This is a genomic window from Xanthomonas phaseoli pv. dieffenbachiae (assembly GCF_008639345.1).
GTDB lineage: Bacteria > Pseudomonadota > Gammaproteobacteria > Xanthomonadales > Xanthomonadaceae > Xanthomonas > Xanthomonas phaseoli.
The window spans coordinates 5,040,320-5,066,132 of sequence record NZ_CP041380.1; the positions used below are offsets into that span (position 1 = coordinate 5,040,320).

Here is a 25,813-nt window from a genome sequence, read left to right on the forward strand (position 1 = left end):
GTGCCCATGAAGATCGTCATTGCCCCCGATTCGTACAAGGAAAGCCTGTCTGCGCTGGAAGTGGCCACGCAGATCGAGGCGGGCTTTCGCGAGGTCTTCCCCGACTGGCAGTACCACAAGGTGCCGGTTGCCGACGGCGGCGAAGGCACCGTCGACGCGCTGGTGGCCGCCACCGGCGGGCGGGTGGTCGCCTGCACCGTCAGCGGCCCGCTCGGCACCCCGGTGCAGGCGTTCTTCGGCCTGACCGGCGACGGCCGCACCGCGGTGATCGAAATGGCCGCCGCCAGCGGCCTGGCGCTGTTGCCGCCGGCCGAGCGCGCGCCGCTGCGCACCAGCACCGCGGGCGTGGGCGAGCTGATCCTCGCCGCCTTGGACGCTGGCGCACGGCGTTTCATCATCGGCATCGGCGGCAGCGCCACCAACGACGGCGGCGCCGGCCTGGCGCAGGCCTTGGGCGTGCGGCTGCTGGATCGCCAGGGCGAGGCGATCGGTCCGGGCGGCGGCGCGCTGGCCACGCTGGCGCGCATCGACACCGAAGGCATGGATGTGCGGCTGCAGGATTGCCAGTTCGAAGTGGCCTGCGACGTGGACAACCCGCTGATCGGGCCGACCGGTGCCTCGGCGGTGTTCGGCCCGCAGAAGGGTGCCACCCCCAGCATGGTGCGCCAGCTCGATCGCAACCTGCAGCACTACGCCGACCTGCTGCAGCGCGACCTGGGCGTACGGTTGCACGCGCTGCCCGGCGGCGGCGCGGCCGGCGGGCTGGGCGCGGCCTTGGTGGCGTATCTGGGCGCGCAGCTGCGGCCCGGAGTGGAGATCGTCGCCCAGGCGCTCGGGTTGGACGCGCTGGTCGCCCAGGCCGATCTGGTCATCACCGGCGAAGGCCGCCTGGACAGTCAGAGCCTGCATGGCAAGACCCCGGTCGGCGTGGCGCGGGTGGCGCAACGGCATGCCAAACCGGTGATCGCCATTGCCGGTTGCCTGGGCAACGGTGCTGCGCTGCTGCATGGCCACGGCATCGAGGCCATGTTCGCGGTGGTGCATCGTGCCTGCACGGTGGAACAGGCATTGGCCGAGGCCGCCAGCAATGTGCGCATCGCCGCGCGCAACGTGGCGGCAACGCTGCAGCTGGGCGGGGCATTGGCACAGCTCGGATCGGGGAGCGGGCGGGGCTGACGGCAGCGCCCGGATGGCTCGGACGGGCGGGGCGCGTGCGCTCGCGTTCGAGTCCGCCCTCCTGGACGGCGGGCGCGCCCACTGCATGTACAACCCAACCGCGCGAAGGCTGCCGGCAGTCTTCGCACCGACCCCGGGCATCGGCCGCTGTGCCTCCACCGTCACACGCGTACGGAACACGTGCGACGCGAACATGCCACCGTAACCGCCCCCGATCGCGGCAACAGACCCCACGCCCATGCTCACGCTCGACCGCACCCTGGCGCAGTCCATCGTCGACCGCGCGATGACCATCATCGACGGCAACGTCAATGTGATGGACCACGCCGGCGTCATCATCGCCAGCGGCGAACCGGCGCGCATCGGCCAGCTGCACGAAGGCGCGCTGCTGGTGCTGTCCCGGCAGGGCCGGGTGGAGATCGATGCGGCGCTGGCGCAGCAGCTGGATGCGGTGCGCCCCGGCGTCAACCTGCCGCTGATCGCCGATGGCCGCATCGTCGGCTGCGTCGGGCTGACCGGCGACCCGCAGCGGATCGGGCAACAGGCCGAGCTGGTGCGCATGGCCGCCGAAGCGATGCTGGAACAGGCCGGGCTGCTGCGCCTGCTGGCGCGCGACGCGCGCCTGCGCGAAGAAGTCACGCTGGGCCTGATCCGTCCCGACGGTCCGACCCCGGCGCTGGCCGGCTGGGCCGAGCGGCTCGGCATCGCGCTGGACCTGCCGCGTGTGGCGGCGGTGATCGAAGTGGAAAGCGATAGCCTGGACCTGGACGCGACGCTGGTGGAACTGCAGCGCCTGCACACTCTGCTGTCCACGCCCGAGCGCGGCAACCTGATCGCCGCTACCGCTCTCAACGAGCTAGTGGTGCTCAAGCCGGCACTGGACCGGCGTGGCCACTGGGACGTGGAGGAGCAGCGCCGTCGCGCGCACAGCCTGCTCGAGCGCATGCGCGCCAGCAGCCGGCTGCGCATCCGGCTGGCCCTGGGCCAGTATTTTCCGCAGTCCAACGGCCTGGCGTTGTCGCACCAGATCGCGCGCACCACCATGCGCATCGGCAAGGCGCGCACCCCGCAGGCGGACGCGTTCTTCTACGACGATTACCGCCTGCCGGTGCTGGTGGACGACCTGCGCCAGGCCTGGCAGGCCGAGGAACTGCGCAAGCCGCTGCAGGCACTGCTGGCGCAGGACCGTCGCTGTCAGTTGCTGAAGACCTTGTCGGTCTGGTTCGGCGCCGGCATGCGCATGGCCCCCACCGCCAAGGCGCTGGGCATTCATCGCAACACCCTGGATTACCGCATGCAGCGCATCCAGGAACTGTGCGCGGTGGACCTGGGCAATACCGACGACTGCATGCGCCTGTACCTGACGCTGCAGATGCGCGACGACAGCGCCGCGACCGTGGCCAATACCGACGCGCACGCCCCCGACTGAGCGAGCCACAACCGCCCCTCATGCTGCGCTGTGCGGTGGCGCACGCAATGCCGCCTTGGCTGGTATGCGCAGTCCGCTAGACTGCGCGGATTGCCCGGCTGCGAGCGCTCCGTTGAACCAGTGCGATACCGTCGTGTCATCTGCGTCCAGCGAGGCCCAGCGCCTGGCACGTCTGGCGTTGTTGCAGGTGGTCGACACCGCCGCCGAGCCGTTCTTCGACGCCTTGGCCGCTGCCGCGCAGGCGATCGCCGGTACCCCCATCGCGCTGGTCTCGCTGGTGGACGAACATCGGCAGTGGTGGAAGGCCAACATCGGCCTGCCGGGGGTTTCGGAAACCCCACGCGAGCTGGCGTTCTGCGCCTACACCATCCAGGGCGATGCGGTGATGGAAGTGCGCGACGCGCCGGCCGACCCACGCTTCCACGACAACGCCCTGGTCACCGATGCGCCCGGTATCCGCTATTACGCCGGCGCCCCCATCGTGCTGCCGGATGGCCTACGCATGGGCACGGTATGCGTGATCGACCAGCGCCCGCGCGCGCTGGAGCCGGCGCAGTTGCAGGCCTTGCAGCAACTGGCCAGGGTGGCGGCCGAAGGCCTGGAGCAACGCCGCGTGATGCTCGAGCGCGAGACCGCCAACGCCCAGCTGCAGCAGCGGCTACGCGAGAGCGAGGCGTTCCTGGAGCGCACCGGGCGGGTGGCCGGGGTCGGCGGCTGGGAGGTGGATGTGGCCAGCGGCACGCTGATCTGGTCGGACCAGACCTGCCGCCTGCACGATGTTCCGCCCGGTTACCGGCCCAGCCTGACCGAGGCGATCGGCTTCTATCCGCTGGAAGCGCGCGCGGTCATCACCGAAGCGGTCGACGCCTGCGTGCGGGACGGCACGTCCTGGGATCTGGAGCTGCCGCTGACCAGCGCCACCGGGCGGAGGCTCTGGGTGCACAGCACCGGCTCGGTGGAACATGTGGATGGGCGCAAGCGCCTGATCGGTGCGGTCCAGGACGTGACCGACCGGCACCGGGCGGTGGACGCGCTGGCCGCCAGCGAGCGCAAGTTCCGCAAGATGTTCCAGTACAGCCTGGGCCTGATCTGCACCCACGACATGCATGGCCGGCTGGTCAGCATCAATCCGGCCGCCGCACGCTCGCTCGGCCGCAGCGTCGAGCAGATGGAAGGCCGCTCGCTGGTGGAATTCGTGCGCCCCGAGCGCCACGCCGCCTTGCGCGGGTACCTCTCGCGGATGGTGCTCGATGGCCAGGATTCGGGAGTGATCGAACTGGTGGCCGGCGACGGCAGCCTGCGTCACTGGCAATACCACAACGTGCTGGACGTGGAATCGGACGCCACGGTGGTGCTGGCGCATGCCCAGGACATCACCAACCAGTACCGGCAGGAAAAGCAGCTGCTGGAATGGTCGTTCACCGACCCGCTCACCAACTGCTACAACCGCCGCTTCCTGGACGAGCTGGACAAGCGCGATCCCAGCGTGCGCTGGGGCTGCATCGTGGTGGATCTGGACAAGTTCAAACTGGTCAACGACACCCATGGCCACCAACGTGGCGACGAGGTGTTGGTGCAGATGGCGTGGTTCCTCAACCAGCCGCTGCGCACCCAGGACCGCCTGGTCCGCCTGGGCGGCGACGAATTCCTGGTATTGCTGCACCAGGCCACCCAGGCACAGCTGGATGCGTTGAAGCGCGACTACGTGGGGGCCATCGACGACGCGCCGATCCGCTTCACCCTGGGCACGGCCCTGCGCCAGGACGGCGAGGCGCTGGCGGCGGTGGTCGATCGCGCCGACCACTCGCTGTACTCGCTGCGTCGCGCCCGCCGCGGCACGGGCACCAGCGACCAGCGCTGAGCCTGCGCGCCACCTAAAGCTGCACCGAACCCATGTGACCGGCTGCGGGGGCACGTGCCGATGAATACGCGATCGCCTATCATGTAAACGTTTACAACTACATGGATTGGAATGGATACCTTCGATCGCACCCAGCTCAGCCCCAAGTGGCAGTTCCGCTTCGCCTTCTTCGACCGTCACGGCGGCCCCAGGGACCCTGCCTACAAGGAGGCGCTCAAGACCCTGCCGTTCGGGGAGAAGCTCAAGGTGGGCATGAACTTCTACGCGTTGTTCTTCGGCTTCATCTATTTCTTCATCCTGGGCCTGTGGCGCAAGGCGCTGGGCCTGATCGGCGTCGGCCTGGTGGTCGGCATCGTGGCCTCGTTCCTGCCCGCATCGATCGGTAACGCGCTGAGCATTCCACTGGCCCTGCTGGCCGGCATGAGCGCCAACTACGCCTACTACCTGGACAAGGTGAAGGGCAGCACCAGCTTCAACCCGTTCGAAGGCATGCGCTGGTAAGTGGCGCATCCGGGCGCCGGACCCTCCCACCGACGTCCTCCTCCAAGCCCGGTCGCATGACCGGGCTTTTTTGTGGGCGCGGTGTCGGTACCCGCAGCGTCAGCGACCCGACTTCAATGTCTTAGCATCATTGCCAGCCAGATGGCAGACGATCGCAGTAGAAGCGCTTCATTCCTCGCCGCCCTCGCATCCCGCTGGCGGTGACGTCGTCGCCGCAACGCCAGGATTCGAAAACAGGCCTCGCTGCAATTGCATGCGTCCTGAGGCAGGTCTCTCGTGCATGCGCTGCGAGCGTGTTGCCGATGCACCTCCCTTCTCTTGCAGGTCCGGCAGCGCGACTGCTGCCCAGCGGCGCTGGGCCTGGAGACCGGCACCGGACCGACTGCCATCTAGGCGGCACCTGGGACACAGCCCGGACGCATTGCTTAGCGCAGCAGATAAGCAGTTGGAATGAAATTTTAACCCATTGATCAAAAAGACCTATCTCTCTTGAAGATCCGCTTGAGTCCGCCCGGATTGTTGCGTCGCGGCGTGGTGCAGATGCTGCCGCGTGCTTAATCTGTTCCAACAGGTGACCTGCCAGATCCAAATTTAGATCGATCCAAACGCGCCAACCATCCGCAGTGCTTGAAAGACGTGGTGTGCCCGTTGCACCGCCACCTTCGACGAGACGCTTGAATGACCGACTCCCGCCATTGTCGCCACACCCGCCTGCAGCAGGCGCTGCTGCTCGCATCGCTGTCGCCCGTGGCTGGGCTGGGCCCGGCCCGGCGCGCGCTCGCGGCAGAAGCCGTGCTCGATTCTTGAGGCGTGCAATTGGCTGGGCGCGGGTCGGATGCGGACGGGTCGTGCGCCCGGCATCGTCCAGGCACGCAAGCTGCCTGCCGATTCCGGACACGGCCAAACCGCACGACCATGTCGGCGCGCGGTGTCATCGTCTTGCGCACACGCGCGTGGTGCGTCGGTTGCTGCGTCGCGCGGCGGCGGGCACGCGCCTTCCACCTGCGGCTTTGTCCGCCCTCTCCCCCAAGGTGTCCTGCATGCTGTCAGTCGTCTCGCCCAATCGTTTTACCGCACGTGCTGCGCGCACACCGTTCTGGCGCCGCGCCGCCGTGGGTCTGTGCCTGCTTGGCGTGGCCATGTCCGGGCCGCTGGCCGCGCAGGACCCGGCGCAGGTCAACACCTTCATCGGCAGCAAGGACGACGGCAATACGTATCCGGGCGCCTCGGCGCCATTCGGCCTGATCCAGGTCAGCCCGATCGGCGCGCACTACGCTGGCTGGCGCTACGACGACCCCAGCATTCGGGGGTTCGGCCATTCGTTCCTGTCCGGCGCCGGCTGCTGGGAGCAGGGCGGCCAGGTGTCGGTGCTGCCGGTCACCGGCAGCATCGGCCCCGGCGGCGACTTCGACACCACCGATGCCAAGGCCTTCGACCAGAAACGCTACGCCGCGCGTTACACGCATGATGGCGAAGTCGGCCAGGCCGGCTACTACAAGGTGCGGCTCACCGATTACGGCGGCATCGATGCCGAAGCCAGCGCGCTCACCCGCGCCGCGACCGAGCGCTATACCTTCGCACCGGGCGCCGACACCGGCCATGTGCTGGTCAATGTGGCGCAGGCCAACGACCGCCATGTGGTGATCGGCAGCCAGGTGCAGATCGTCGGCGACCGCGTGGTCGAGGGCAAACTGACCACGCAGAGTTTCTGCGGCGGTCACGAATACACCACGTGGTTTCGGCTGGAATTCGATCGCCCGTTCACCGCGCATGGCGTCTGGGGCGAAGAGGGGGGCGTGCCCGGCGCGCGTCACAGCATGGGCGGCGAACTCAAGCCCAACGGCGCCTGGCTCAGCTTCCCACTGGGCAAGGACAAGAACGCGCGTGCGGTGACCGTGGTCAGCGCCATCTCGCACGTGGATGCGCAAGGCGCCCGCAGCAACCTGCGTGCCGATGGCATGCAGGGCGACAAACTGCTGAGTCTTGAACAGATGCGCCAGCGCGCGCAGCAGGCCTGGCGCAATGCGTTGGCCAGCATGCAGGTGGAAGGCGCCAGCAACGACGACCGTTCCGTGGCCTATACCGCGCTGTATCACGCCTTGCTGCAGCCGCTGACCGGCAGCGATGCCGATGGCCGCTATCGCGGCTACGACGACGCGATCCATCGCGCCGATGGCTGGACCTACTACGAGTATTTTTCGCTGTGGGATACCTATCGCTCGCAAAACCAGCTGCTCGCCCTGCTGCAGCCAGCGCGCGCGCGCGACATCGGCCGCTCGCTGCTGGCGATCCATCAGCAAGGCGGCTGGCTGCCACGTTGGGGCTATGCCAACTACGACACCAACATCATGACCGGCGACCCGGTGACCCCGTTCCTGGTGGATCTGTGGCGCTTCGGCGCGCTGCAGGGCAATGAAGCGCAGGCGTATGCAGCGCTGCGCCAGAATGCGTTCGGCCAGCCGCCGATCAATTCGCGCCACGCCGGGCGCTCGGGCAATGCCAACTATCTGGCCAATGGCTTCGTGCAATACGACCGTGCGTTTCCCTCCAAGGGCATGGACGTGGACCCGCACCACGGCGGCTCGGCCACGCTGGAATACGCGTTGGCCGATTGCGCGCTGGCACAAATGGCGCAAGCACTGGGCCATGGCGAGGACAGCGCGCAACTGCGCACACGCGGCGGCAACTGGCACCGCGTTTGGGACGCGGATGTGCGCGATACCGAGACCGGCTTTACCGGCTTCCCGCGTCCGCGGCTGGAAGACGGCAGTTGGTATGCGCCCTCCGACGATCGCTACAGCCCACGCTCCGAGCACGGCTTCCACGAAGGTACCGCCTGGCAGTATCAGTGGCTGGTGCAGCAGGACATTCCCGGCATGTTGCAGGCCATGCATGGCCGCGAACAAACCGGCAAGCGGCTGGACGCCTTCTTCGCCTACGACGACCTGCTGAAAGATCCGCTCACTGCCGCACGCACGCACTGGGTGGTTGGCCCGTACAGCTATTACAACCAGTACCGCTACAACCCCAACAACGAACCGGACCTGCACGCACCGTGGATGTACACGCTGATCGGGCAACCGTGGAAGACCGCCACCGTGGTGCGCGCCGCGCAGCAGTTGTTCACCAATGCGCCCAACGGCGTCACCGGCAACGACGACCTCGGCACCATGTCGGCCTGGTATCTGTTCAGCGCGCTCGGCCTGTATCCGGCAGTGCCGGGCAGCGGCGAATTTCTGCTGCATGCGCCGCGCTTCAAGCGGGTCACGCTGAATCTGGGCAACGGCAAGCGCCTGCGCATCGACGCCCCCGGCGCCGACGGCCGCGCGCTGCAATACGTGGACAGCGTGCGCTGGAACGGCAAGCCGCAGCCGCAGGTCTTCCTGGATTGGGCGCAGCTGCAGCAGGGCGGCACGCTATCGTTTGCCCTTACCAAGCAGGCACCCACGCAAGGTTGGGGTACGCAAGCGGATGCGTTGCCGATCTCGTTCTGCGCCACGCCAGCAGCATCGCAGTAACAACCGGCTGCAGCCACCCAGTCACTGCAAGCCCAGACGCCGCAAGCACTGACCAGCGGCACGCCGCTCAAAAGCCCCTCTCCACCGGGAGAGGGGTTGGGGTGAGGGTACGGGGCAAAGCGCCTGACGAATTGGATGACACGTGGCTTCGCCCGTACCCTCATCCGGCCCTTCGGGCCACCTTCTCCCGACGAACGAAGGGTAATAGCGCAGTAGCGCAGTAGCGCTAAAGAGCAGCAGCGCTAGAGCCCCTCTCCCCTCGGGAGAGGGGTTGGGGTGAGGGTACGGGGGCGAAGCGCCTGACGAATTGGATGACACGTGGCTTCGCCCGTACCCTCATCCGGCCCTTCGGGCCACCTTCTCCCGACGAGCGAAGGGTAATAGCGCAGTAGCGCTAAAGAGCAGCAGCGCTAGAGCCCCTCTCCCCCCGGGAGAGGGGTTGGGGTGAGGGTACGGGGGCAAAGCCCCTGACGAATTGGATGACACGAGGCTTCGCCCGTACCCTCATCCGGCCCTTCGGGCCACCTTCTCCCAGTGGGAGAAGGGCAACGTCGCAGCAGCGCTAGAGCCCCTCTCCCCTCGGGAGAGGGGTGAGGGTACGGGGGCAAAGCGCCTGACGAATTGGATGACACGAGGCTTCGCCCGCACCCTCATCCGGCCCTTCGGGCCACTTTCTCCCGACGGGAGAAGGGTACAGCTCGCCTATATCGATTCATTCTTGAAGGCGCGTGGCGACGCGTTCGTCATTGCTGGCATTCGCTGGATGTGCGGCGCCCCTCATCCGCCCTGCGGGCACCTTCTCCCCCATAAACGAGGACAGTGTCCCGACGGGAGAAGGGCGGCTCACCCCGCCTGATTCAACCGGCTATTGCGTCGCCCATAGGCCAGGTACACCACAACACCCAGCGCATTCCACAGCAGGAACCAGCCCTGCGTCTTGCTCGGCAAGCTCCAGAACAGATACAGGCAGCCGCCGATCGCCACCGGTCCCACCACCCACGCCAGCGGCGTGCGGAAGGCGCGCGCGCGGCCGGGTTCGCGCACGCGCAACACCAACAGGCAGGCCGCCACCGCGGTGAATGCGGCCAGCGTGCCGGCATTGGCCAACGCGGCGATTTCGTCCAACCGGGCCACGCCCGCCAGTGCTGCCACCAGCACCGCGGTGAACAGTGTGATCGCCACCGGCGTGCCAGTGCGTGCGTTGACCTTGGACAAGCCGCGCGGCAACAAGCCATCGCGCGACATCACGAAGAAGATGCGGCTCTGCCCATACAAGAACGCCAGCAATACCGTCGGCAACGCAATGATCGCCACCGCGCCGATCACCAGCGCCGCCTTGCCGTGGCCGAGTTCGCGCAGGATCAGCGCCAGCGGTTCCGGGCTCTTGCCGAACACGGTAAAGCTCATCGCGCCGACCGCCGCCAGCGCCACCAGCACATAGATCAACGTGCAGCCAATCATCGAACCGACGATGCCGATCGACAGATCGCGTCCCGGGTTCTTGGTTTCTTCGGCGGCGGTGGAAATCGCATCGAAGCCATAGAACGCGAAGAAGATGATGGCCGCCGCGGCCATCACGCCGCGCTCCACGCCGTCGGGACCCACCGCCTTGGAGAAACCGTACGGCATGAACGGCTGCAGATTCGCGCTGTTGAAGGCCGGCAGCGCAATGGCCACGAATACGCCCAGCGCGATGATCTTCAACACCACCAGCACGGCATTGAGCGTGGCGCTTTCCTTGGTGCCGGCCATCAGCAGGCCAGCCACCAGGAAGGTGATCACCACCGCCGGCAGGTTCACGATACCGCCGGCATGCGGCCCGGCAATGAGTTCATGCGGCAATCCCACGCCCAGCCATTGCAGGAAGCCGACGAAATAGCCCGACCAGCCGACCGCCACCGTGCTGACCACCAGCGAATATTCCAGCACCAGGCTCCAGCCCACCACCCAGGCAATGCTCTCGCCCAGCGCGGTGTAGCTGTAGGTATACGCGCTGCCGGCAGCCGGCATCATCGTGGCCATCTCCGCATACGCCAGCGCCGCGCAGGCGCACACGATGCCGGCGGCCACGAACGACAGCAGCACCGCCGGTCCGGCCTTGTCGGCGCCCACGCCGATCAGCGTGTAGATACCGGTACCGACGATGGCGCCGATGCCCAGCGCGATCAGATGCGGCCAACTCAGGCTGCGGACCAGTTGCCGACCGGCCTCGTGCACGGTGACCTGATCGATGGATTTGCGCCTGAGCCAAGACGACATGCGGACCTCGCGGGGATCAAAAGAATGCGCGAGTGTCGCCCAACGCAGCGCAGCAAAGCTATCGGTCCAAGGTCATGCGGCGGCGCTGGTCGGGCAGAGTAGACGCGCCACCCGCATCACCGTGGCGCGCGCATGCCCTAACCAGTCCTTCGACAACCTAGAACGTCTGCCGTCCAGCGCTTGTACGAATCCCAAATCCCGACGCACCAATCCGGCTTTATCGCTCACTCAACCGACGGGCGATGCGGCGGGCGCGCGTTGCGATAGATCAGCTGCACTGCCCAGGCCCCGGCAAGCCCGACCACGCCGGCAGCGAAGTGGCTCCAGTCCAGCACCCGCGGCGCCGCGCCATTGGCTTCATGGCCCCACAGGTTGAACCACAGCAGCACCAACGCGGTGATGCCCATGCCCATCCAGAACCACAGGCGGGTACCGCCGATCGCATAGATCAAAAACGGCAATGCCGCTCCGATCAGAAAATGCACCGGGAAAAAATACGCCGTGCCGTAGGGCCGCATCAGATACCAGACGATCGCTGCGAACGTGCCCAGAAAGACGAACAGTCCAAGGGCCAGCAGGCGGGTTTGGTGGGTGGCAGTGGTCATCGGCAAGCCTCGCAAAAGCAGACCCTCACCCTACCTATGCCCAGGTCAATGCAGTGCGAGCGTGCGGCATGCATCGCGTCGGTGGTCTGGTTCGCTTCGCACAAAGGCGACGCGCAGCATCACGGTGCCGTGCAACCATGGCGCTGGAATCCGGCGCGTGTCTTCAAGTGTGCGTAATACGCCGCCACCGCAGGCAACGCCGCATGCGCGATGGGGCTGGCAACCCAGCGCTGTGTCGACAACCCCAGCACGATGTCGGCAAGCGTAAAGCGTGCGCCGAGGACGAACGGACCGCCGCGTTGTAGTTGTGCATCCAGGATCGCCATGTGCCGGTTCCACTGCTCCACGCTCGCCGCAATCGCCTGCGCATCGGCATGCGCTGCACTGCCACGGACAGTGGCCATGAACGCGTAGCGCCAGGCTGTATTGAGTTCGGTAGCCTGCCAATCCATCCATTGCTCGACCAATGCGCGTGCGGCGGGCGCGGCCGGCAGCAGATCGTGGCGTTGGCTGCGCGCGGCCAGGTAGCGGCAGATCGTGTTCGATTCCCACAGCACCAGTTCGCCTACGCGGATGACCGGCACCAGCGCATTCGGGTTGAGTGCGCGAAATTCCGGCGTCTGCACCGACGCAACGCCGCTGCCATAGGCATGCAGCGTGTAGTCCAGCGCCAGCTCGTCGCACAGCCACAACACCTTGCGCACATTGATCGAGCCCGGCTTGCCGTAGATCTCCAGCATGTGTTCCTCGGTGCTATGCGTGATGGCCGGCGATTGGCGGCGGTGACATGCGCTGCATGCGACGCCGCGTGCATCCACGCACGCGGCGGCCAATCGCAGGGAGCAGTGCATTCTCACCGCTGCACTCTTGCGCCGCTACAGCGCGCGCTTGCCCGCATATGCATCGCGCACGCTCTGGCTGATATAGGTGCTCAGCCCGCGCCCGGCCGCGGCAAGCCGCTGCATGGTCGCGACCACGTCGGCACCCGCACTGTCGGCCGTATACACATAGGTCTCGCCGCTGCGAAAACGCACCGCGATGGCGTCATCGGCCAGCGCGTAGGCCACCACGCCCGAGTGGCCGTTGCGATTGCCATAGCGCTGCATGCGAACCGGGCGGGGTGTGGTCATGCCGGCAGGCTAGAACCGCTGCAGTGATGGGCGCTTCAACGAACGCGGCAATAGCGTGCGCAGCTGCGCCGCACCCCACGCGCAATCGAAACCGGTGTGCACACCCTTGGCATCGCGGTGTAGCAGGCACATTGCATTCAAGCGCAGGGAATAGGAAAACAGCCGGTCGCACGTGCCGCGAGCGCGGAATACGCCGCACCTCAAGCGTTGCGGCGTGCGGATGGCAGGCATTGAACCTACAACCCCTCAACCACCTCCACGCGGCCCAGCAAAGAGGCCGTACCGATGACGCCGCTGCGTTCTCCACCGCATCACCCCGCATCCACTGCATCGGCCTGCAGCGGGTACAACGCCGTCAGCGCCTGGCAACGCTGCGCAAACAGCGCATGCAATTGCCGGATCGCCGGCGAAAACTGCTTTCGGTGCGGGCACACCAGCTGCAGCGGCAGCCGATCGCCACACTCGGGCAACAGCGCCTCCAGCCGCCCGGCCTGCACGTCGGCGCACACATCCAGCCACGACTTGTAGGCAATGCCTTCGCCGGCGACTGCCCAACGCCGCACCACATCGGCGTCGTCGCACAGCATCGTGCCGCGCACCGGCACCACGTGGCGGCGCCCTTCCAGGTCGAATTGCCAACGGTCGTAGGCGCGCCCGGCCAGCACGTACAGCAGGCAGGCGTGCTCGCGCAGCGCATCCAGCGTGGCGGGGCGCCCGTGGCGCTGCAGGTAGGCCGGTGCGGCCACCAGCACGCGGCGGTTGTCCGCTGCCACCGGCAGTGCCACATGGTCTGCATCGTCGATACGGCCGAGCCGAAATGCCACATCCACCGGCGCGCGATACAGGTCGGCCACCTGGTCCGACAGGTGCAGGCGCAGGGTCAGCTTCGGATGTGCAGCGCGGAATTCGGTCAGCCACGGCAGCAGCACGTTGCGGCCCAGGTCCGACGGCGCCGTCACCTGCAGCACGCCGTGCAGCGCACTGTCGGCGCCCCGCACATGCTCGCGCCCGTCGCGCAGCAACTCCAGCACCTGACGCGCGTACGGCAGGTACTGCTCGCCCTCGGCGGTCAGCCGCAGGCTGCGCGTGGACCGGGCAAACAGGCGCAGATCCAGCGCGCGTTCCAGCCGGGCCACTGCCGCGCTGGCCTGTCCCGGCAGCAGATCGGCCTCGCGCGCCGCGCTGGAGAAGCTGCCCAGCGCCGCGGTACGGACGAATAGCGCCAGATCGTCGAAGCGGACCATCTTCACTCCAATCGTGAAAGTGCTTGCGCAGTTTGCCGGTTTTTCCGTGAATCCGGGTGACCGACCATGTAGCTCCCTCCCGCACGACGCCCCTGCCATGAAAGCCATCGCCTATCCGCAACACGGCCTGCCCATCGACGATGCGCGCGCGCTGGTCGAACTCGAGCTGCCGCTGCCAAAACCCGGTCCGCGCGATCTGCGCGTGCGCATCCACGCTGTCTCGGTCAACCCGGTCGACACCAAGATACGCAGCAACGCCGCGGTGGACACCCCGCGCGTGCTTGGCTGGGACGCCAGCGGCGTGGTCGATGCAGTAGGCAGCGATGTCAGCCTGTTCCAGCCCGGCGATGCGGTGTACTACGCCGGCACCTTGAATCGTCCGGGCACCAATGCCGAATACCACCTGGTGGACGAACGCCTGGTCGGGCGCAAACCGGCCACGCTCGACGACGCTGCGGCCGCCGCATTGCCGCTCACGGCCATCACTGCCTGGGAACTGTTGTTCGACCGCCTGCGCATCGCCGAAGGCGGCGGACAGGGCCAGACGTTGCTGGTGGTCGGTGCGGCCGGTGGCGTCGGCTCGATCCTGGTGCAGCTGGCGCGCTCGCTGACCCAGCTGACCGTGATCGGTACCGCCTCGCGTCCGGAAACCCAGGACTGGGTGCGCGCACTCGGCGCGCATCACGTGATCGACCACAGCCAGCCGCTGAGCGAAGGCCTGCAGCGCATCGGCATCGCGCAAGTGCAGCACGTCGCCAGCCTCACCCACACCGACCAGCACTTTTCCCAGCTGGTCGACGTGCTCGCGCCGCAGGGCCAGCTGGCCCTCATCGACGACCCGGCCACGCTCGACGCGTTGCCGCTCAAGCGCAAGAGCGCGTCGCTGCACTGGGAATTCATGTTCACCCGCTCGCTGTTCGAGACCGATGACATGATTGCCCAGCACCACTTGCTCAACCGCGTCGCCGCGCTGGTGGACAGCGGCACGCTGCGCAGCACGCTGGGCGAGCACTACGGCCGCATCACCGCCGACAACCTGCGCCGCGCCCACGCCGCGCTGGAATCGCACCGTACCCGCGGCAAGCTGGTGCTGGAAGGGTTCTGACTAAACGCCTCAAGACCAGGCAGCGGCGCGCATCGCCGCTGTCTGGCTGTTGCATCGGCCGCGCCGGTGCGCAGTGCCGCAGGCGCAACGTTCCACGCGCCTGCGACGGTGAGCACCGACCACGCAACCGGCATCGCACTGACGCAGCTGTTGCGACCGGCGCCGCTACACTGCGCGCATGTCATCCCAATCCCTGATCCTTCTCGGGCTGCTTGTCGCAGTCCTCGTGTTGCAGCTGCTGGCGCTGCTGCGACGTCCGTCCACCACCGCGCTGGAGCATGCACTGCGCGCCGAGCAACGCGACGGCCGTGGCGAATTGCGCGAGCAACTCGAAGGCCTGGCGCGGCAGCAGGACGCCCGCCTGGAAACCTTTGCGCGCAACCTCACCGAGCTGTCCACGCGCACCGACCAACGCCTGGACCTGCTGCGCGACGCGCTCGGCGAAGATGCCCGCAAGGCGCGCGAAGAAAGCGGCCTTGCACAACAACGCACCGGCGAGCTGCTGACCCTGCGGCTCACCGAATTGCGCACCCAGCTCGAAGGCTTCGGCCAGCAACAAGAAACCCGCATCCACGTGTTCGGCCAGCAACTGACCGAACTGATCGCGCGCACCGACACCCACATGGCCGCGCTGCGCGAAGCGTTGGCCGAAGACGCACGCAAGGGCCGCGCCGAAGCCGGCCAATCGCAACAACGCTTCACCGAAGCGCTGGGCCAGCGCTTGAACGAACTCACCCAGCGCAACGAATTGCGCCTGGGCGAGATGCGCGCCACGCTCGAGCAGCAGCTGGCCAGCCTGCAACACGACAACGCCAGCAAGCTCGAATTGATGCGCGCCACCGTCGACGAAAAACTGCAGACCACGCTCAACACGCGTCTGGATGCCTCCTTCAAGCTGGTCTCCGAACGGCTGGAACAGGTGCAGCGCGGTCTGGGCGAAATGCAGCAGCTGGCCACCGGCGTGGGCGACCTCAAGCGCGTGCTCAGCAACGTCAAGGACCGCGGCGGCTGGGGCGAAGTGCAGCTGGACAACATCCTCGAGCAAACGCTGACGATGGAGCAATACGCGCGCGGCGTGCGGGTCAAGCCCGACAGTGCCGAAGCGGTGGATTTCGCCATCCGCCTGCCCGGACGCGGCGACGCGCAGGTGGTGTGGCTGCCGGTCGATGCCAAGTTCCCGCGCGAAGATTACGAACGCCTGATCGACGCGCAGGAAAAGGGCGATCTCGACGCGATCAAGCAGTCGACCGCACAACTGGAACGCGCCATCCGCATCCAGGCCAAATCGATCAGCGACAAGTACGTCTGCCCGCCGCACACCACCGACTTCGCGGTGATGTTTCTGCCCACCGAAGGGCTGTATGCCGAAGTGATCCGCCGCGCCGGCCTGGTCGATCTGCTGCAGCGCGAGCATCGCGTGGTGCTGGCCGGCCCCACCACGTTCACCGCCTTGCTCAACAGCCTGCAGATGGGCTTTCGCACCTTGGCCATCGAAAAGCGCTCCAGCGAGGTCTGGCAGGTGCTGGGCGCGGTGAAGAGCGAGTTCGGCAAGTTCGCCGGCATTCTCGAAAAGGCCGAGCGGCAGATCAGCACCGTCGGCAAGAGCCTGGGCGAAGCCAGCCGCAAGACCCGCACCATCGAACGCCGCCTGCGCGGGGTGGAAACCCTGGCCGGCGAGCAGTCGCAGGCCTTGCTGGACGATGGCAGCGACGACACCGGAACCAGCAGCGAAGACGACAGCAACGACGAGCAGGCGTGATCCGGCTGCAGATGGCGAAGCACGGCGTCCGCAGGTGACAGCACACGTAAAAGCGCACCCGGGCGCGATGAAGCGTTATCGGTAGAGCTGGTCGCGCCCGGGTGCGCTCCTACGCATGCAGGTTTGCGGCATGTGCTTGTGCCGATAGCCAGCACATCGCGCAGACATCGCCACCGCGATGCTTGCACCCACACGATTCAAGACGAGAGTTTCAATATGGCGACCCGATGGATCCACGCAGGGCTCTGCGCGCTGCTGCTGACTGCCTGCAGCAATGCGCCAACCGCCTCTCCTGCCTCGCCAGCCGCGCAGGCCCCTGCTGCACAAACGAGCGCCGACGCCGCTGCCTGCACCGCAAAGGGTGGCCAACTGCGCCCGGTCGGCCGCATGCAGATTCCGCGCTGCATCGTGCCGTATGCCGATGCCGGCAAGACCTGCACCGACAACAGCGATTGCAGCGGCGACTGCCTGGCCACCAGCATCGTGCCGACCGGCGCGGCGGCCGGCGGGACCTGTCAGCGCGACAGCGATCGTTTCGGTTGCCGCCAGGAGGTGGTCGGCGGCAAGGGCCAGGCGGCGTTGTGCATCGATTGATGGCCTGGCCGCAGACAACGGCCGGCAGCGTGAGCCGGTGGCATCGCTCGCGCCACGTTGGCCGTTTATGCTCTGGGCTCTCCCTGCCCAGGACGCATCGATGAGCCAGACGCTTTACGACATCCCCGTGACCCGCATCGACGGCCAGCTCGCCACGTTGGCGGACTATCGCGGCAAGGTGCTGCTGGTGGTCAACGTCGCCTCCAAGTGCGGCCTGACCCCGCAGTACGAAGGACTGGAAGCGCTGTATCGCGACAAGCGCACGCAAGGTCTGGAAGTGCTGGCATTTCCGGCCAACGACTTCAACGGCCAGGAGCCGGGCAGCGAAGCGGAGATCGCGCAGTTCTGCCAGCTCACCTACGACGTCACCTTCCCGATGTTTGCCAAGATCGCCGTCACCGGCGACCAGGCGCATCCGCTGTATCGGGCGCTGACCAGCACGCACCCGCACACCACCGGCGACGGCCCGATGCGCGAAAAACTGGCCGGCTACGGCATCGCCCCCAATCCCGCACCCGGTGTGCTGTGGAACTTCGAAAAATTCCTGATCGGCCGCGACGGCACGATCATCGACCGCTTCGCTCCGGACATCCCCGCCGACGATGCGCGCCTGCGCGACGCAGTGGATGCGGCGCTGGCCACCCACGCATAGTGCGCTGTCGGCATTGCGCTAACGCGTCATGTCCCTGTCGGCAGCAAGGGAACAGGCAATGACCTTCAATCACGTCTTCAGCGCTTCAATGCTCGCGTTGTCGATGGTGGCTGGCTGCTCGCACATGCCCGGCACGGCGTCCGCCCCCGACGCGCAGGCGGAGCGGTACATCGTCGACTGTTCTCGCGACTGGGCAGAGTCTGTCGTTACAGGAAATCGGTCAAAGCGCAGGATTTACTTTGCCGACGACTTCATCGGTACCGATACCAAGGGCCGCAGATACGATAAATTCCAGGTCACCCGCGAGACCGGTCCGGCCAAGCAGATCATGTCCAACACACTGGACGAGATAAACGTCAGGTTCTTCGGAGATACCGCGATCGCGCATGGGAGTGAAACATGGACCCGTAAAGACGGGTCTACGGGCCGGTATGTCTGGACCGATATCTGGATCAAGCGGAGCGGTCGGTGGCAAATCATCGCGGCGCAAGATGCGGCGGCGTCGGTACCGGTACCGACACCGGCTCGCAACGACGGCATCTAGCAGCGCCGTCACACCGAGGCGCTTGGCAATGCGGGGTACGCAGTTGCGTCGCAACGGGTCTGCCTGGTGGCCAACACACAAAAAAGCCCGGGATCGCTCCCGGGCTTTTTCGTTCATCACTCACCAAACATCCAACCGCTCAACGCACCCAGTTCGGGATCGGCATGGCGTTACCCGGCACGGTATTGTCCTTGTCGTCGCGCAGGTAGTCCGGCAGCTCGTTGTTCTTCTCGCGATGGCTGCGCAGATCGCGGGTGATCTGGTAATTGCGGCGCTGCATCCATGCATCGCGGGTCAGCGCGTATTCGTCCGGCGCCTGGTCGCGCAGCGAATCCAGCGACATCAGCTGCGCGCGCGTATCCACCAGCTGCAAGCCCTGCAGGGCGAAGCGCGTACCGCCGTCGTCCACCTGGCGAATCCACGACAGCGGAATATCGCCCGCCAGCCCGAAGGTGTCGCGCACGGTGCGCGGCCCGAACAACGGCAGTTCGAAGTAGCGCGAGTTGCGCCAGCCCCACGCGCCCAGCGTCTGGCCGAAGTCTTCGCTGCGCCGCGGGATGCCGGCCGCCGAAGCGGGGTCGAACAAGCCGGCCACACCCAGCGTGCTGTTCATCACAAAGCGCCCCAGCGACTGCATTGCATGGACCGGGTGGCCTTGCAGCAGCTGGTTGACCATGGTCAGCGGCGTGCCCAGGTTGTCGAAGAAGTTGGTCACGCCCAGGCGCGCCGGACTCGGCACCACCTTGGTGTAGGCCGTCGCCAACGGACGCGCCACGCCGCGGTCCACCGCCATGTTGAAGCGGTGCATGCCGCGGTTGTAGCGCTCCCACGGGTCGTATGCCGGCGCCGCGCCCGGTTGTGCCGGCGCGCCGTTGGCACCCTGCGGGGTGGTCGTGCCGTACAGCGCGTCGAAGTCGCTTTCGGCATCGGTGGGCGCGCCTGCAGCGGTGGTGCCGGTGCCCGCCGCGGCCTGCGGATCGGCAGGAGCAGCAGCGCTGGCCGGCAGCGCGTCCGGGGCGGCCATGCCGGCGGCGGCCGGCTGCGCGGTCACTGCGGCATCGTCGCGGACCGGCGCATCGGCTGCAGGCGTGATGGCGGTTGCGGTACCGCCCGACGGCGGCGCGGACTTGGGCGCCTGGCTGGCGCAGGCACCCAGCAGCAGGCTGGCCAACAACGGAAGAGAACGGAACTGGGTCATGGGCTGGCGCTCAGGCCTGAAAATCGAGAGTGGGAGACAACCGGTAGGCAGCGCGCAATTCGTCCAGACCGGACGCCTCGCCCACCACCGCGCCGCTGCCGGCTTGGCGCAACCGGGCAGCCAGTTCGGCCAGCATTGCCACGCCGGCGCTGTCCAGGCGTTGTACACCCGACAGGTCCAGCGTGCGCGCGCCATCCAGCTGTGCGATCGCCTGCGGCCAGGCCGCGGTGACTGCCGCACGGTCGAGCACGCCGGCGATGACCAGCGCCTCGCCCGTGCGTTGCACGGTATTAGTTGCCATTGGCCGGTGCCGTACCGACCTGCAGGTTGCCGCTACGCAGCTCGGCGGCCACCTTGGCAATGCCCTTCTCGCGCAGCGGGCCGTCGAACTGGGTCTTGAAGGTCTGCACGTAGGAAATGCCTTCGATCATCACGTCGAAGATCTTCCACTGGCCGCCGGTATTGCGCATCAGGTAATCGACTGGGGTCGGGTCGTTGCCGGCACGCAGCAGGTCGGTGGACACCTTGACGCCACGGTTGCCCGGCAGCGCGCTTTCGGACTTGGCGCGGAAGGTCGGCTTGCCTTCGAAATTCAGCAGCGCGGTGCCATAACGCTGCATCAGGTTGTCGGCCAGCGCATCGGCAAACAGCTTGACGTCGGCATCGGAGGCGCCGCGACCATGCACGCCCAGCACCAGGCGGGCCGAGTAATCGCGGTCGAAGGCCTTGTTCAATTCGCCGTTGATGAACTGACGCAGCGCCGCCGGATTGCTGCGGAACTCGGCGCGGCGCTGGTCCAGCGTGCTCAGGATGCGAGTGCTGCTGTCGATGACGGTCTTGGTCGCCGCGCCCTGCGCAGGCGCGCTGGCAGCGGCCGGCTGCGCCAGCACGGTTGCCGGTGCGCACACCAGCAGGGTCGAGGCCAGGACGGCAGAAAGCACAGTGGTCTTCATTGATGTGGTTCCGTAGAGGGAGGAGCGGTTTGCGCAGGCGCAGGCGCCTGGCCGTTGGCGGCGGCCGGGGCATTGCTGCCGCCACCGCCACCACTGAACATGTATTTGCCGACCAGCTGCAGCAGATCCACCGCCGGCTGGGTGAAGCCGATTTCGTCGCCCGGCTTGAGGGTGTCCGGGTCGCCGCCCGGCTGCAGCCCGATATAACTCTCACCGAGCAAGCCGCTGGTGAAGATGCCAGCCGAGGTGTCGGCGGGCAGGTCCTTGTATTTGGTATCCAGCGACAAGGTCACGATCGAATCGAACTTGGTCGGGTCCAGGCTGATGTCGGCCACCTTGCCGATGGTCACGCCGCCGATCTTTACCGGCGCCTGCGCGCGCAGCTGGCCGATCTGGCTGAAGCGGGCGGTCAGCGTGTACTGGCTGGAGCCAAAACCCCAGCGCTGGTTGGTCGAGGCCACCGCCAGCACCAGCAGCGAGGCCAGGGTCAGCAGCAAAAAGGCGCCGACGGCGAATTCGAGTCGTGGTCCACGCATGGCCATAGTTATTCCACTCACCTAAACAACATTGCAGAAAGGACGAAGTTGAACATCAGCACCAGCAACGAGGCATTCACCACCGCGCGGGTGGTGGCGACCGAGGTGCCTTCGATGGTCGGTTCGGCACGGAAGCCCACGTAGGCGGCAACCAGTGCGGCGGTGCCGCCGAAAATCGCCGACTTGAGCATCGCCACGCCGAAGTCGTCCCAGACGTCCACGCTATTGCTCAGCCCGGACCAGAAGGTGCCGTTGTCGATCCCCAGCACATGCACCGCTTCGAAATAGCCACCGGTAATGGCCAGCGAGCAGAACACGCCCGTCAACAGCGGCACCGTCAGCACCGCCGCCCAGAAGCGCGGCGCCACCGCCTTGGCCACCGGGTCGATGGCCATCAGCTCCAGCGCCTTGATCTGGTCGGTGGCGCGCATCAAACCGAGCTCGGCGGCGATCGAACTGCCGGCGCGGCCGATGAACAACAGCGCGGTCAGCACCGGCGCCAGTTCGCGATACAGCGACAGGCCCAACAGCGTGGACAACGCATCCGATGCACCGTAGGTGGTGAGCGTGCGATAGCCCTGCAAGGTCAGCACCAGGCCGACGAAGGCGCCGCCCACCGCAATGATCGGCAGCGAGCGCGCGCCGACCTTGTAGATCTCGCGCACCAGTTCGGCAATGAAATCGCGCGTGGGCAACGAGCCGCGCAGCACCGTCAGCGAAAACAGGCCGGCGCGGCCGAAGGCGCGAATGGAATCGGCGAAGGCCATCAGGCAGCACTCCGGTCGCGGCGCGGGGCGGCATCGAAGGCGATCGGACCATCCGGCTGGCCATGCAGGAACTGCTGCACCAGCGGGTCGGTGCTGTCCTGCAACTGCGTAGGGGTGCCGGCGAACACGATGCCGCCATTGGCGATCACCACCGCCTGGTCGCAGATCGGCAGCGTCTCGTGCACATGGTGGCTGACGATGATGCTGGTCAGGCCCAGGCTGTCGTTGAGGCGCTGGATCAGGCTCATGATCACGCCCGAGGCGATCGGGTCCAGCCCGGTCAGCGGCTCGTCGTAGATCATCAGCGGTGGGTCCAGTGCCAGCGCGCGCGCCAGCGCCACGCGCCGCGCCATGCCGCCGGATAACTCGCGCGGCCAGGCATCGGCGGCGGCCAGCAGGCCGACTGCATGCAGCTTCATCTGGACCAGGCGCTGCAGCACCGCTGCCGGCAAGCGCGTGTGGGTGCGCAGTGGCAGCGCGACGTTCTCGGCCACGCTGAGGTCGGTGAGCAGGCCATTGCCCTGCAGCAGCACACCGACGTTGCGCCGCATCTCCAGCAGCGCGCGGCTGCCGGTGGGAATCGCATTGCCGAACAACGTGACCGTGCCGGCAACCGGGCGCAGCTCGCCAGTCAGCGCCGCCAGCATGGTGGACTTGCCGCTACCGGACGGACCGAGCACGGCCGTGATGCTGCCGCGTGGCACCTGCAGCGACACATCGCGCAGGATCGTGCGCCCGCCGCGGTCGATGCGGACACCGGACAACTGCACGACAGGGGAAGCGGAAGCCGTCATCGGTGCCTTTAACAAAATTACAACGCGATAGAGTAGCCCGCACAGCGCTGAACATAACCAGACTGGCGCGTGCAGTATTGTCGCATTCACCCAGTGGCGATGTGCGGGTTGCGTGTCGCTGTCTGCGTAACAGCGTGTCCTGCAGCGTAACCAGCCCACACGCATGCGAGCGGAATCGAGAAACGTACGCTGCAGTAGGGACGTCGGCGACAGTTTCCCCAGCGCGCCGTGTCTCCCTGCAGCTTGGCACGTGTGTTGTGCTGTCTTGCCTGTCGCTGTCGCGCCACGATCTGCCGAGCACGTCGCGTTGTCGGCAGCGGCAGCTTGTCGAACCGGCCACAAAACGTGACGATCCACGCTACTTCGTCGCTGCAGGAATCTTCCATGGAGTTGCTGACGCTTGAACACTTCGCCGGTAGCGTCAACGAGACCTTTGCTGCCGCATTGAATGAGGGCGAGGTGCCGTTCGTGCTGGTGGAAGCGCGGCCCTTGCAGCACGCGCGCCCTTCGCAACGTGCGCCGTTCTCCCTGTTGTTTCGTAACGGCTCGGCCTTTCTGTTTCCCCAGCAGACCTATCAGATGCGGCATGCGCGGCTCGGCGAGATCGGTATCTTCCTGGTGCCGGTGGCGCGCGAGCGCGACGGGTTCCTGTATCAGGCCGTCTTCAATTGAACACGGCCAGCTGCGCGTTCAACTGAGCAGGTGATCGCGCGGATGCCAGTGCATCTGCAGATGGGTCTGGGTGCTGTCGCCTGCAACGAATTCGTGGCGGGCATACAGGCGTCGCGCAGCGGGGTTGGCGTGCAGCACATGCAATGACAAAACACATCCAGCATCGCGGGCGCACGCCTGCGCATGCGCGATCAGGTGCGAGCCGATGCCTTTGCCACGCCAGTCCGGCAGCAAGCTGATATCGACCAGCGTGTGGTGCGCGGCGGCGCGGTGCAGATAGAGCCGGCCGATCGATAGACCGTTGGCCTGCACGATCAGAAAGTCCGCGTCGGCAAACTGTTGCCGGTAATGCGTGCGCTGCAATGCGAACTGCTGCAGCAGGAAGGCGCGCTTGGCAGCCTCTGGCCACGGTACCGGTGCGAGCTCGTCGCTGCGCGTGCTGGCATAGAGCTCCTGCAACCAGGCCAGATCGTCGGGTTGCTCCGGCCGCAGCGCAAGATCCGCTGCGGCAGGCGCGTCAGCGCAGAGGCGCGCGTGTGCTCCGGCCTGCGTCACGCGTTCGGGCATTGGCATCGCCTAATCGAACACAGGGTAGTCGCCCTGCAGCGCGATGCAGAAGTTCACCGCCAGATACGGCTGCCGGTTCTCGTGCGCCTGGCCGATACCGGTTGGCATCAACATGGTCGGGGAGAACTGCTTGTCCGGCGCGACCGTCAGGAACGGCCGCTCGCTGTTGATGCTCAGCGACGACAGGGTCACGCCGCTGGCGGGTGTGCCGGTCCGTTTGGTAGGGTCCGATTGCGAGTATGCAGTGACGCCGTGCTGGTGCAGCGGGATCTGCGAACTCTGCAGGCTCACCGAGGCGGAGCCGACGCTGCTGCCCAGCGTATGCGGAGACAGGCCCGGGCCCTGGCCCTGCTGGCAACCGGCGCGCGCGCAGAAGTTCGGCAACTGGAACGTGCTGCTGCCGTTGCCGCCATAGACCACGCCCAGGAGCGAATACAGCGTGGTGTTCTGCGCGATGGGCAGTACGGCGCCGTTGCACAGGGCCCAGCCATAGGGGTTGTAGTCGAAGCCGAACAGCTGGATTTCGCCGATGTAGGGTTCGGTCATGCGCGGATTCCTCGGATGGAACGGATGCGTGCCGCAGCCGGATCGGCGCGGCGCATGGATCAGGCCTGCTGCGGAAAGATGCCGGTGGTGGCGATGCAGTACTGCACCGTCAGCGTCGGCATCAGGTTGTCGTGTGGCTGGCTGCCGCCGGCGTACGAGGTGCTCTGCCCGGACATCGCGACCTGGCTGGCACCGGTCACATCGCTGGCGTAGAACAGACCGCCGTTGACGGCGCCCGGCACTAGCCCGGCGGGCGCCGCCGACGTGGCCGCCGCGGTGGTGGCCTGTGCGGTGTGCGTGTGCGCCGGCATCTGCAGGTCGACCAGGGTCACCGTCTCGGTGCCGGCGCGCTGGCCCAGGACGTAGTTGTTCAATCCAGGCCCCTGGCCCTGGTGGATCGGCAGACGCCCGCGCAGGTCCGGCACGCCGAAGGTGCTGGTGCCATTGCCGCCGTAGGTGGTGCCGAGCAGTAGGTACAACGGCTCGTATTCGGAGATCTGCAGCAGCGTGCCGTCGCATGCCTGCCAGCCCTGGGGGGTGCGGCCGAAGCCGAACATGCGGATTTCGCCGATGAATGGAGTGCCCATGTGGTCCTTCCTGGTCGATGACGCGCCGCGCGCGAGTGCGGAAACGGCTAGTTGCGCGAGGGGAAAATGCCGGACAGCGCGATGCAGAAATTCAGCGTGGTGTACGGCTGCAGGTTCGGGTGCGCCTGGCCGCCGCCGCTGTTGGCGATCGTGGACTGGGCCAGCGGCACCATCGTGCCGGGCGCGGCATACAGTGGGTGCGGCGTGCCCGGACCTGGACTGACGACATTGTTGGCAAACAGGCGCCCGGTCGGCACGCGGTTGTCGCCATTGGCGCTGCTGCAATCCATGAGGTGCAGATGTGCCGGCAGGTTGTCGCCGACCAGCGTCACCGTCTCCGCACCGGCGGCCTGCCCCATCGGCACCGCAGGCGGTTGCCAGGCTGGATCGACAGAGGGGCTGTAGCCGATGGGCGTGCGGCCGCGCAGGTCGGGAAGGCCGAACGTCGTCCTGCCATCGCCGCCATAGCGCGTGTTAAGCAGGCTGAACAGGGCCTGGTTCTGATTGATCGGCAACAACTGCCCGTTGCACTGCGCAAAAAACTTTGGCGCGAACGCGAAACCGGTCAGCATGATCTGACCAACGAAAAACTCGCTCATCCAAGCCCTCCCTGAGTAGGTGACCGCCCGACTGCATGTCGGAAAGTGGTCTACACATACCTGTCGCGCCTGCGCGCAGCAAGCCGCCACGCACCAAAAGTGGGATGAAGTATTAATTTTTTGTTCTTTAACTGGCAGTCAGTTCCTGCTTCAATGGCGCCGCAGCGCGGATATGTGCCGACAGGCATGAGCAGCGCGCTGATCTGAGGCACCAGGA

The 25,813-nt window shown here is 66.7% G+C and carries 27 protein-coding genes and 1 pseudogene; 13 read left to right on the forward strand and 15 right to left on the reverse strand.

Going from position 1 to position 25,813, the window contains the following annotated elements:
* Positions 1-6: 6 nt before the first annotated feature.
* The 7 genes and pseudogenes from FLG15_RS22370 (at position 7) to FLG15_RS22395 (ending at position 8,485) form a co-directional block, all read left to right on the forward strand.
* Positions 7-1,176, forward strand: a complete 1,170-nt coding sequence (locus FLG15_RS22370; protein ID WP_150147457.1) for a glycerate kinase — start codon at positions 7-9, stop codon at positions 1,174-1,176.
* A 238-nt stretch (positions 1,177-1,414) separates the two neighbouring features.
* A complete protein-coding gene (locus FLG15_RS22375) occupies positions 1,415-2,605 on the forward strand; it encodes a sugar diacid recognition domain-containing protein (protein ID WP_150147460.1) in 1,191 nt (396 codons plus the stop codon).
* A 112-nt stretch (positions 2,606-2,717) separates the two neighbouring features.
* On the forward strand, positions 2,718-4,466 hold the full coding sequence (locus tag FLG15_RS22380; protein WP_039571241.1) for a sensor domain-containing diguanylate cyclase: 1,749 nt from the start codon (positions 2,718-2,720) through the stop codon (positions 4,464-4,466).
* 111 nt (positions 4,467-4,577) lie between these two features.
* Complete coding sequence (locus FLG15_RS22385; protein ID WP_008573104.1) at positions 4,578-4,967, forward strand: DUF2628 domain-containing protein; 390 nt, start codon at positions 4,578-4,580, stop codon at positions 4,965-4,967.
* 200 nt (positions 4,968-5,167) lie between these two features.
* Positions 5,168-5,360: pseudogene (locus FLG15_RS22390) on the forward strand (hypothetical protein).
* Between the two features lie 285 nt (positions 5,361-5,645).
* On the forward strand, positions 5,646-5,774 hold the full coding sequence (locus tag FLG15_RS23675) for a hypothetical protein (protein ID WP_257721560.1): 129 nt from the start codon (positions 5,646-5,648) through the stop codon (positions 5,772-5,774).
* Between the two features lie 233 nt (positions 5,775-6,007).
* A complete protein-coding gene (locus FLG15_RS22395) occupies positions 6,008-8,485 on the forward strand; it encodes a GH92 family glycosyl hydrolase (RefSeq protein ID WP_150147463.1) in 2,478 nt (825 codons plus the stop codon).
* 843 nt (positions 8,486-9,328) lie between these two features.
* On the opposite strand, the gene FLG15_RS22400 is transcribed toward FLG15_RS22395, so the two are convergent.
* The 5 genes from FLG15_RS22400 to FLG15_RS22420 all read right to left on the reverse strand — a co-directional run bounded on the left by FLG15_RS22400 (position 9,329) and on the right by FLG15_RS22420 (position 13,723).
* Positions 9,329-10,744, reverse strand: a complete 1,416-nt coding sequence (locus FLG15_RS22400; RefSeq protein WP_057678403.1) for an amino acid permease — start codon at positions 10,742-10,744, stop codon at positions 9,329-9,331.
* A gap of 224 nt (positions 10,745-10,968) precedes the next feature.
* Complete coding sequence (locus FLG15_RS22405; RefSeq protein WP_057678404.1) at positions 10,969-11,349, reverse strand: hypothetical protein; 381 nt, start codon at positions 11,347-11,349, stop codon at positions 10,969-10,971.
* A gap of 119 nt (positions 11,350-11,468) precedes the next feature.
* Positions 11,469-12,089 (reverse strand): glutathione S-transferase family protein, encoded by a 621-nt coding sequence (locus tag FLG15_RS22410; protein WP_057678420.1) that lies wholly within the window; start codon positions 12,087-12,089, stop codon positions 11,469-11,471.
* 135 nt (positions 12,090-12,224) lie between these two features.
* Complete coding sequence (locus tag FLG15_RS22415) at positions 12,225-12,455, reverse strand: hypothetical protein (RefSeq protein WP_057678405.1); 231 nt, start codon at positions 12,453-12,455, stop codon at positions 12,225-12,227.
* Between the two features lie 335 nt (positions 12,456-12,790).
* On the reverse strand, positions 12,791-13,723 hold the full coding sequence (locus FLG15_RS22420) for a LysR family transcriptional regulator (protein WP_057678406.1): 933 nt from the start codon (positions 13,721-13,723) through the stop codon (positions 12,791-12,793).
* 97 nt (positions 13,724-13,820) lie between these two features.
* Here FLG15_RS22420 and FLG15_RS22425 point away from each other — a divergent pair, with 97 nt between their 5' ends.
* From FLG15_RS22425 to FLG15_RS22445, 5 genes are all read left to right on the forward strand, one after another.
* Positions 13,821-14,828 carry a zinc-binding alcohol dehydrogenase family protein gene (locus FLG15_RS22425; RefSeq protein WP_057678407.1) on the forward strand — a complete coding sequence of 336 codons (1,008 nt, stop codon included), beginning with the start codon at positions 13,821-13,823 and terminating at the stop codon, positions 14,826-14,828.
* Positions 14,829-15,054: 226 nt separating this feature from the next.
* Positions 15,055-16,587 carry a DNA recombination protein RmuC gene (locus FLG15_RS22430; RefSeq protein WP_170922338.1) on the forward strand — a complete coding sequence of 511 codons (1,533 nt, stop codon included), beginning with the start codon at positions 15,055-15,057 and terminating at the stop codon, positions 16,585-16,587.
* A 216-nt stretch (positions 16,588-16,803) separates the two neighbouring features.
* Entirely contained in the window at positions 16,804-17,181 is a 378-nt protein-coding gene (locus tag FLG15_RS22435) for a hypothetical protein (RefSeq protein ID WP_057678409.1), read from the forward strand.
* Positions 17,182-17,281: 100 nt separating this feature from the next.
* On the forward strand, positions 17,282-17,833 hold the full coding sequence (locus FLG15_RS22440; protein ID WP_150147466.1) for a glutathione peroxidase: 552 nt from the start codon (positions 17,282-17,284) through the stop codon (positions 17,831-17,833).
* Positions 17,834-17,861: 28 nt separating this feature from the next.
* Entirely contained in the window at positions 17,862-18,377 is a 516-nt protein-coding gene (locus FLG15_RS22445) for a nuclear transport factor 2 family protein (protein ID WP_057678411.1), read from the forward strand.
* A gap of 139 nt (positions 18,378-18,516) precedes the next feature.
* Here FLG15_RS22445 and FLG15_RS22450 read toward each other — a convergent pair whose 3' ends face one another.
* Genes FLG15_RS22450 through FLG15_RS22475 form a run of 6 tightly spaced genes read right to left on the reverse strand, consistent with a single transcriptional unit; the run spans position 18,517 to position 22,625 of the window.
* Positions 18,517-19,575 (reverse strand): MlaA family lipoprotein, encoded by a 1,059-nt coding sequence (locus tag FLG15_RS22450; protein ID WP_017158961.1) that lies wholly within the window; start codon positions 19,573-19,575, stop codon positions 18,517-18,519.
* 10 nt (positions 19,576-19,585) lie between these two features.
* Positions 19,586-19,876 (reverse strand): STAS domain-containing protein, encoded by a 291-nt coding sequence (locus tag FLG15_RS22455; protein WP_017156012.1) that lies wholly within the window; start codon positions 19,874-19,876, stop codon positions 19,586-19,588.
* Positions 19,866-20,528 (reverse strand): MlaC/ttg2D family ABC transporter substrate-binding protein, encoded by a 663-nt coding sequence (locus tag FLG15_RS22460; RefSeq protein WP_011349189.1) that lies wholly within the window; start codon positions 20,526-20,528, stop codon positions 19,866-19,868. Before FLG15_RS22460 ends, FLG15_RS22455 begins: the two co-directional genes overlap by 11 nt.
* Complete coding sequence (mlaD, locus tag FLG15_RS22465; protein ID WP_005912377.1) at positions 20,525-21,070, reverse strand: outer membrane lipid asymmetry maintenance protein MlaD; 546 nt, start codon at positions 21,068-21,070, stop codon at positions 20,525-20,527. Before mlaD ends, FLG15_RS22460 begins: the two co-directional genes overlap by 4 nt.
* A gap of 11 nt (positions 21,071-21,081) precedes the next feature.
* Entirely contained in the window at positions 21,082-21,831 is a 750-nt protein-coding gene (locus FLG15_RS22470) for an MlaE family lipid ABC transporter permease subunit (protein ID WP_057678412.1), read from the reverse strand.
* A complete protein-coding gene (locus tag FLG15_RS22475) occupies positions 21,831-22,625 on the reverse strand; it encodes an ABC transporter ATP-binding protein (RefSeq protein ID WP_057678413.1) in 795 nt (264 codons plus the stop codon). Before FLG15_RS22475 ends, FLG15_RS22470 begins: the two co-directional genes overlap by 1 nt.
* A 384-nt stretch (positions 22,626-23,009) precedes the next feature.
* Here FLG15_RS22475 and FLG15_RS22480 point away from each other — a divergent pair, with 384 nt between their 5' ends.
* Positions 23,010-23,297: a DUF6916 family protein gene (locus tag FLG15_RS22480; protein ID WP_057678414.1), complete on the forward strand. Its 288-nt coding sequence runs from the start codon at positions 23,010-23,012 to the stop codon at positions 23,295-23,297.
* Between the two features lie 18 nt (positions 23,298-23,315).
* Here the strand turns inward: FLG15_RS22480 and FLG15_RS22485 are convergent, their stop codons facing one another.
* Genes FLG15_RS22485 through FLG15_RS22500 form a run of 4 tightly spaced genes read right to left on the reverse strand, consistent with a single transcriptional unit; the run spans position 23,316 to position 25,596 of the window.
* Positions 23,316-23,864, reverse strand: coding sequence for a GNAT family N-acetyltransferase (locus FLG15_RS22485; RefSeq protein WP_057678415.1), 549 nt, complete (start codon positions 23,862-23,864; stop codon positions 23,316-23,318).
* Positions 23,865-23,873: 9 nt separating this feature from the next.
* The gene (locus FLG15_RS22490) at positions 23,874-24,410 is read right to left on the reverse strand and encodes a phage tail protein (protein ID WP_057678416.1); all 537 of its coding nucleotides are present in this window, start codon (positions 24,408-24,410) and stop codon (positions 23,874-23,876) included.
* A 59-nt stretch (positions 24,411-24,469) separates the two neighbouring features.
* Complete coding sequence (locus tag FLG15_RS22495) at positions 24,470-24,997, reverse strand: phage tail protein (protein ID WP_039569016.1); 528 nt, start codon at positions 24,995-24,997, stop codon at positions 24,470-24,472.
* Between the two features lie 47 nt (positions 24,998-25,044).
* The gene (locus FLG15_RS22500; protein ID WP_017165353.1) at positions 25,045-25,596 is read right to left on the reverse strand and encodes a phage tail protein; all 552 of its coding nucleotides are present in this window, start codon (positions 25,594-25,596) and stop codon (positions 25,045-25,047) included.
* Between the last annotated feature and the right edge of the window lie 217 nt (positions 25,597-25,813).

Coding starts and splice junctions, on each gene's coding strand:
- FLG15_RS22415 (WP_057678405.1), bottom strand. CDS start 12,455: ATGCAGCGCTATGGCAATCGCAACGGCCACTCGGGCGTGGTGGCCTAC.
- FLG15_RS22410 (WP_057678420.1), bottom strand. CDS start 12,089: ATGCTGGAGATCTACGGCAAGCCGGGCTCGATCAATGTGCGCAAGGTG.
- FLG15_RS22400 (WP_057678403.1), bottom strand. CDS start 10,744: ATGTCGTCTTGGCTCAGGCGCAAATCCATCGATCAGGTCACCGTGCAC.
- FLG15_RS22475 (WP_057678413.1), bottom strand. CDS start 22,625: ATGACGGCTTCCGCTTCCCCTGTCGTGCAGTTGTCCGGTGTCCGCATC.
- FLG15_RS22445 (WP_057678411.1), top strand. CDS start 17,862: ATGTCCCTGTCGGCAGCAAGGGAACAGGCAATGACCTTCAATCACGTC.
- FLG15_RS22500 (WP_017165353.1), bottom strand. CDS start 25,596: ATGAGCGAGTTTTTCGTTGGTCAGATCATGCTGACCGGTTTCGCGTTC.
- FLG15_RS22455 (WP_017156012.1), bottom strand. CDS start 19,876: ATGGCAACTAATACCGTGCAACGCACGGGCGAGGCGCTGGTCATCGCC.
- FLG15_RS22385 (WP_008573104.1), top strand. CDS start 4,578: ATGGATACCTTCGATCGCACCCAGCTCAGCCCCAAGTGGCAGTTCCGC.
- FLG15_RS22405 (WP_057678404.1), bottom strand. CDS start 11,349: ATGACCACTGCCACCCACCAAACCCGCCTGCTGGCCCTTGGACTGTTC.
- FLG15_RS22470 (WP_057678412.1), bottom strand. CDS start 21,831: ATGGCCTTCGCCGATTCCATTCGCGCCTTCGGCCGCGCCGGCCTGTTT.
- FLG15_RS22480 (WP_057678414.1), top strand. CDS start 23,010: ATGGAGTTGCTGACGCTTGAACACTTCGCCGGTAGCGTCAACGAGACC.
- FLG15_RS22435 (WP_057678409.1), top strand. CDS start 16,804: ATGGCGACCCGATGGATCCACGCAGGGCTCTGCGCGCTGCTGCTGACT.
- FLG15_RS22420 (WP_057678406.1), bottom strand. CDS start 13,723: ATGGTCCGCTTCGACGATCTGGCGCTATTCGTCCGTACCGCGGCGCTG.
- FLG15_RS22370 (WP_150147457.1), top strand. CDS start 7: ATGAAGATCGTCATTGCCCCCGATTCGTACAAGGAAAGCCTGTCTGCG.
- FLG15_RS22460 (WP_011349189.1), bottom strand. CDS start 20,528: ATGAAGACCACTGTGCTTTCTGCCGTCCTGGCCTCGACCCTGCTGGTG.
- FLG15_RS22485 (WP_057678415.1), bottom strand. CDS start 23,864: ATGCCCGAACGCGTGACGCAGGCCGGAGCACACGCGCGCCTCTGCGCT.
- FLG15_RS22440 (WP_150147466.1), top strand. CDS start 17,282: ATGAGCCAGACGCTTTACGACATCCCCGTGACCCGCATCGACGGCCAG.
- FLG15_RS22425 (WP_057678407.1), top strand. CDS start 13,821: ATGAAAGCCATCGCCTATCCGCAACACGGCCTGCCCATCGACGATGCG.
- FLG15_RS22395 (WP_150147463.1), top strand. CDS start 6,008: ATGCTGTCAGTCGTCTCGCCCAATCGTTTTACCGCACGTGCTGCGCGC.
- mlaD (WP_005912377.1), bottom strand. CDS start 21,070: ATGGCCATGCGTGGACCACGACTCGAATTCGCCGTCGGCGCCTTTTTG.
- FLG15_RS22490 (WP_057678416.1), bottom strand. CDS start 24,410: ATGACCGAACCCTACATCGGCGAAATCCAGCTGTTCGGCTTCGACTAC.
- FLG15_RS22375 (WP_150147460.1), top strand. CDS start 1,415: ATGCTCACGCTCGACCGCACCCTGGCGCAGTCCATCGTCGACCGCGCG.
- FLG15_RS22450 (WP_017158961.1), bottom strand. CDS start 19,575: ATGACCCAGTTCCGTTCTCTTCCGTTGTTGGCCAGCCTGCTGCTGGGT.
- FLG15_RS23675 (WP_257721560.1), top strand. CDS start 5,646: ATGACCGACTCCCGCCATTGTCGCCACACCCGCCTGCAGCAGGCGCTG.
- FLG15_RS22495 (WP_039569016.1), bottom strand. CDS start 24,997: ATGGGCACTCCATTCATCGGCGAAATCCGCATGTTCGGCTTCGGCCGC.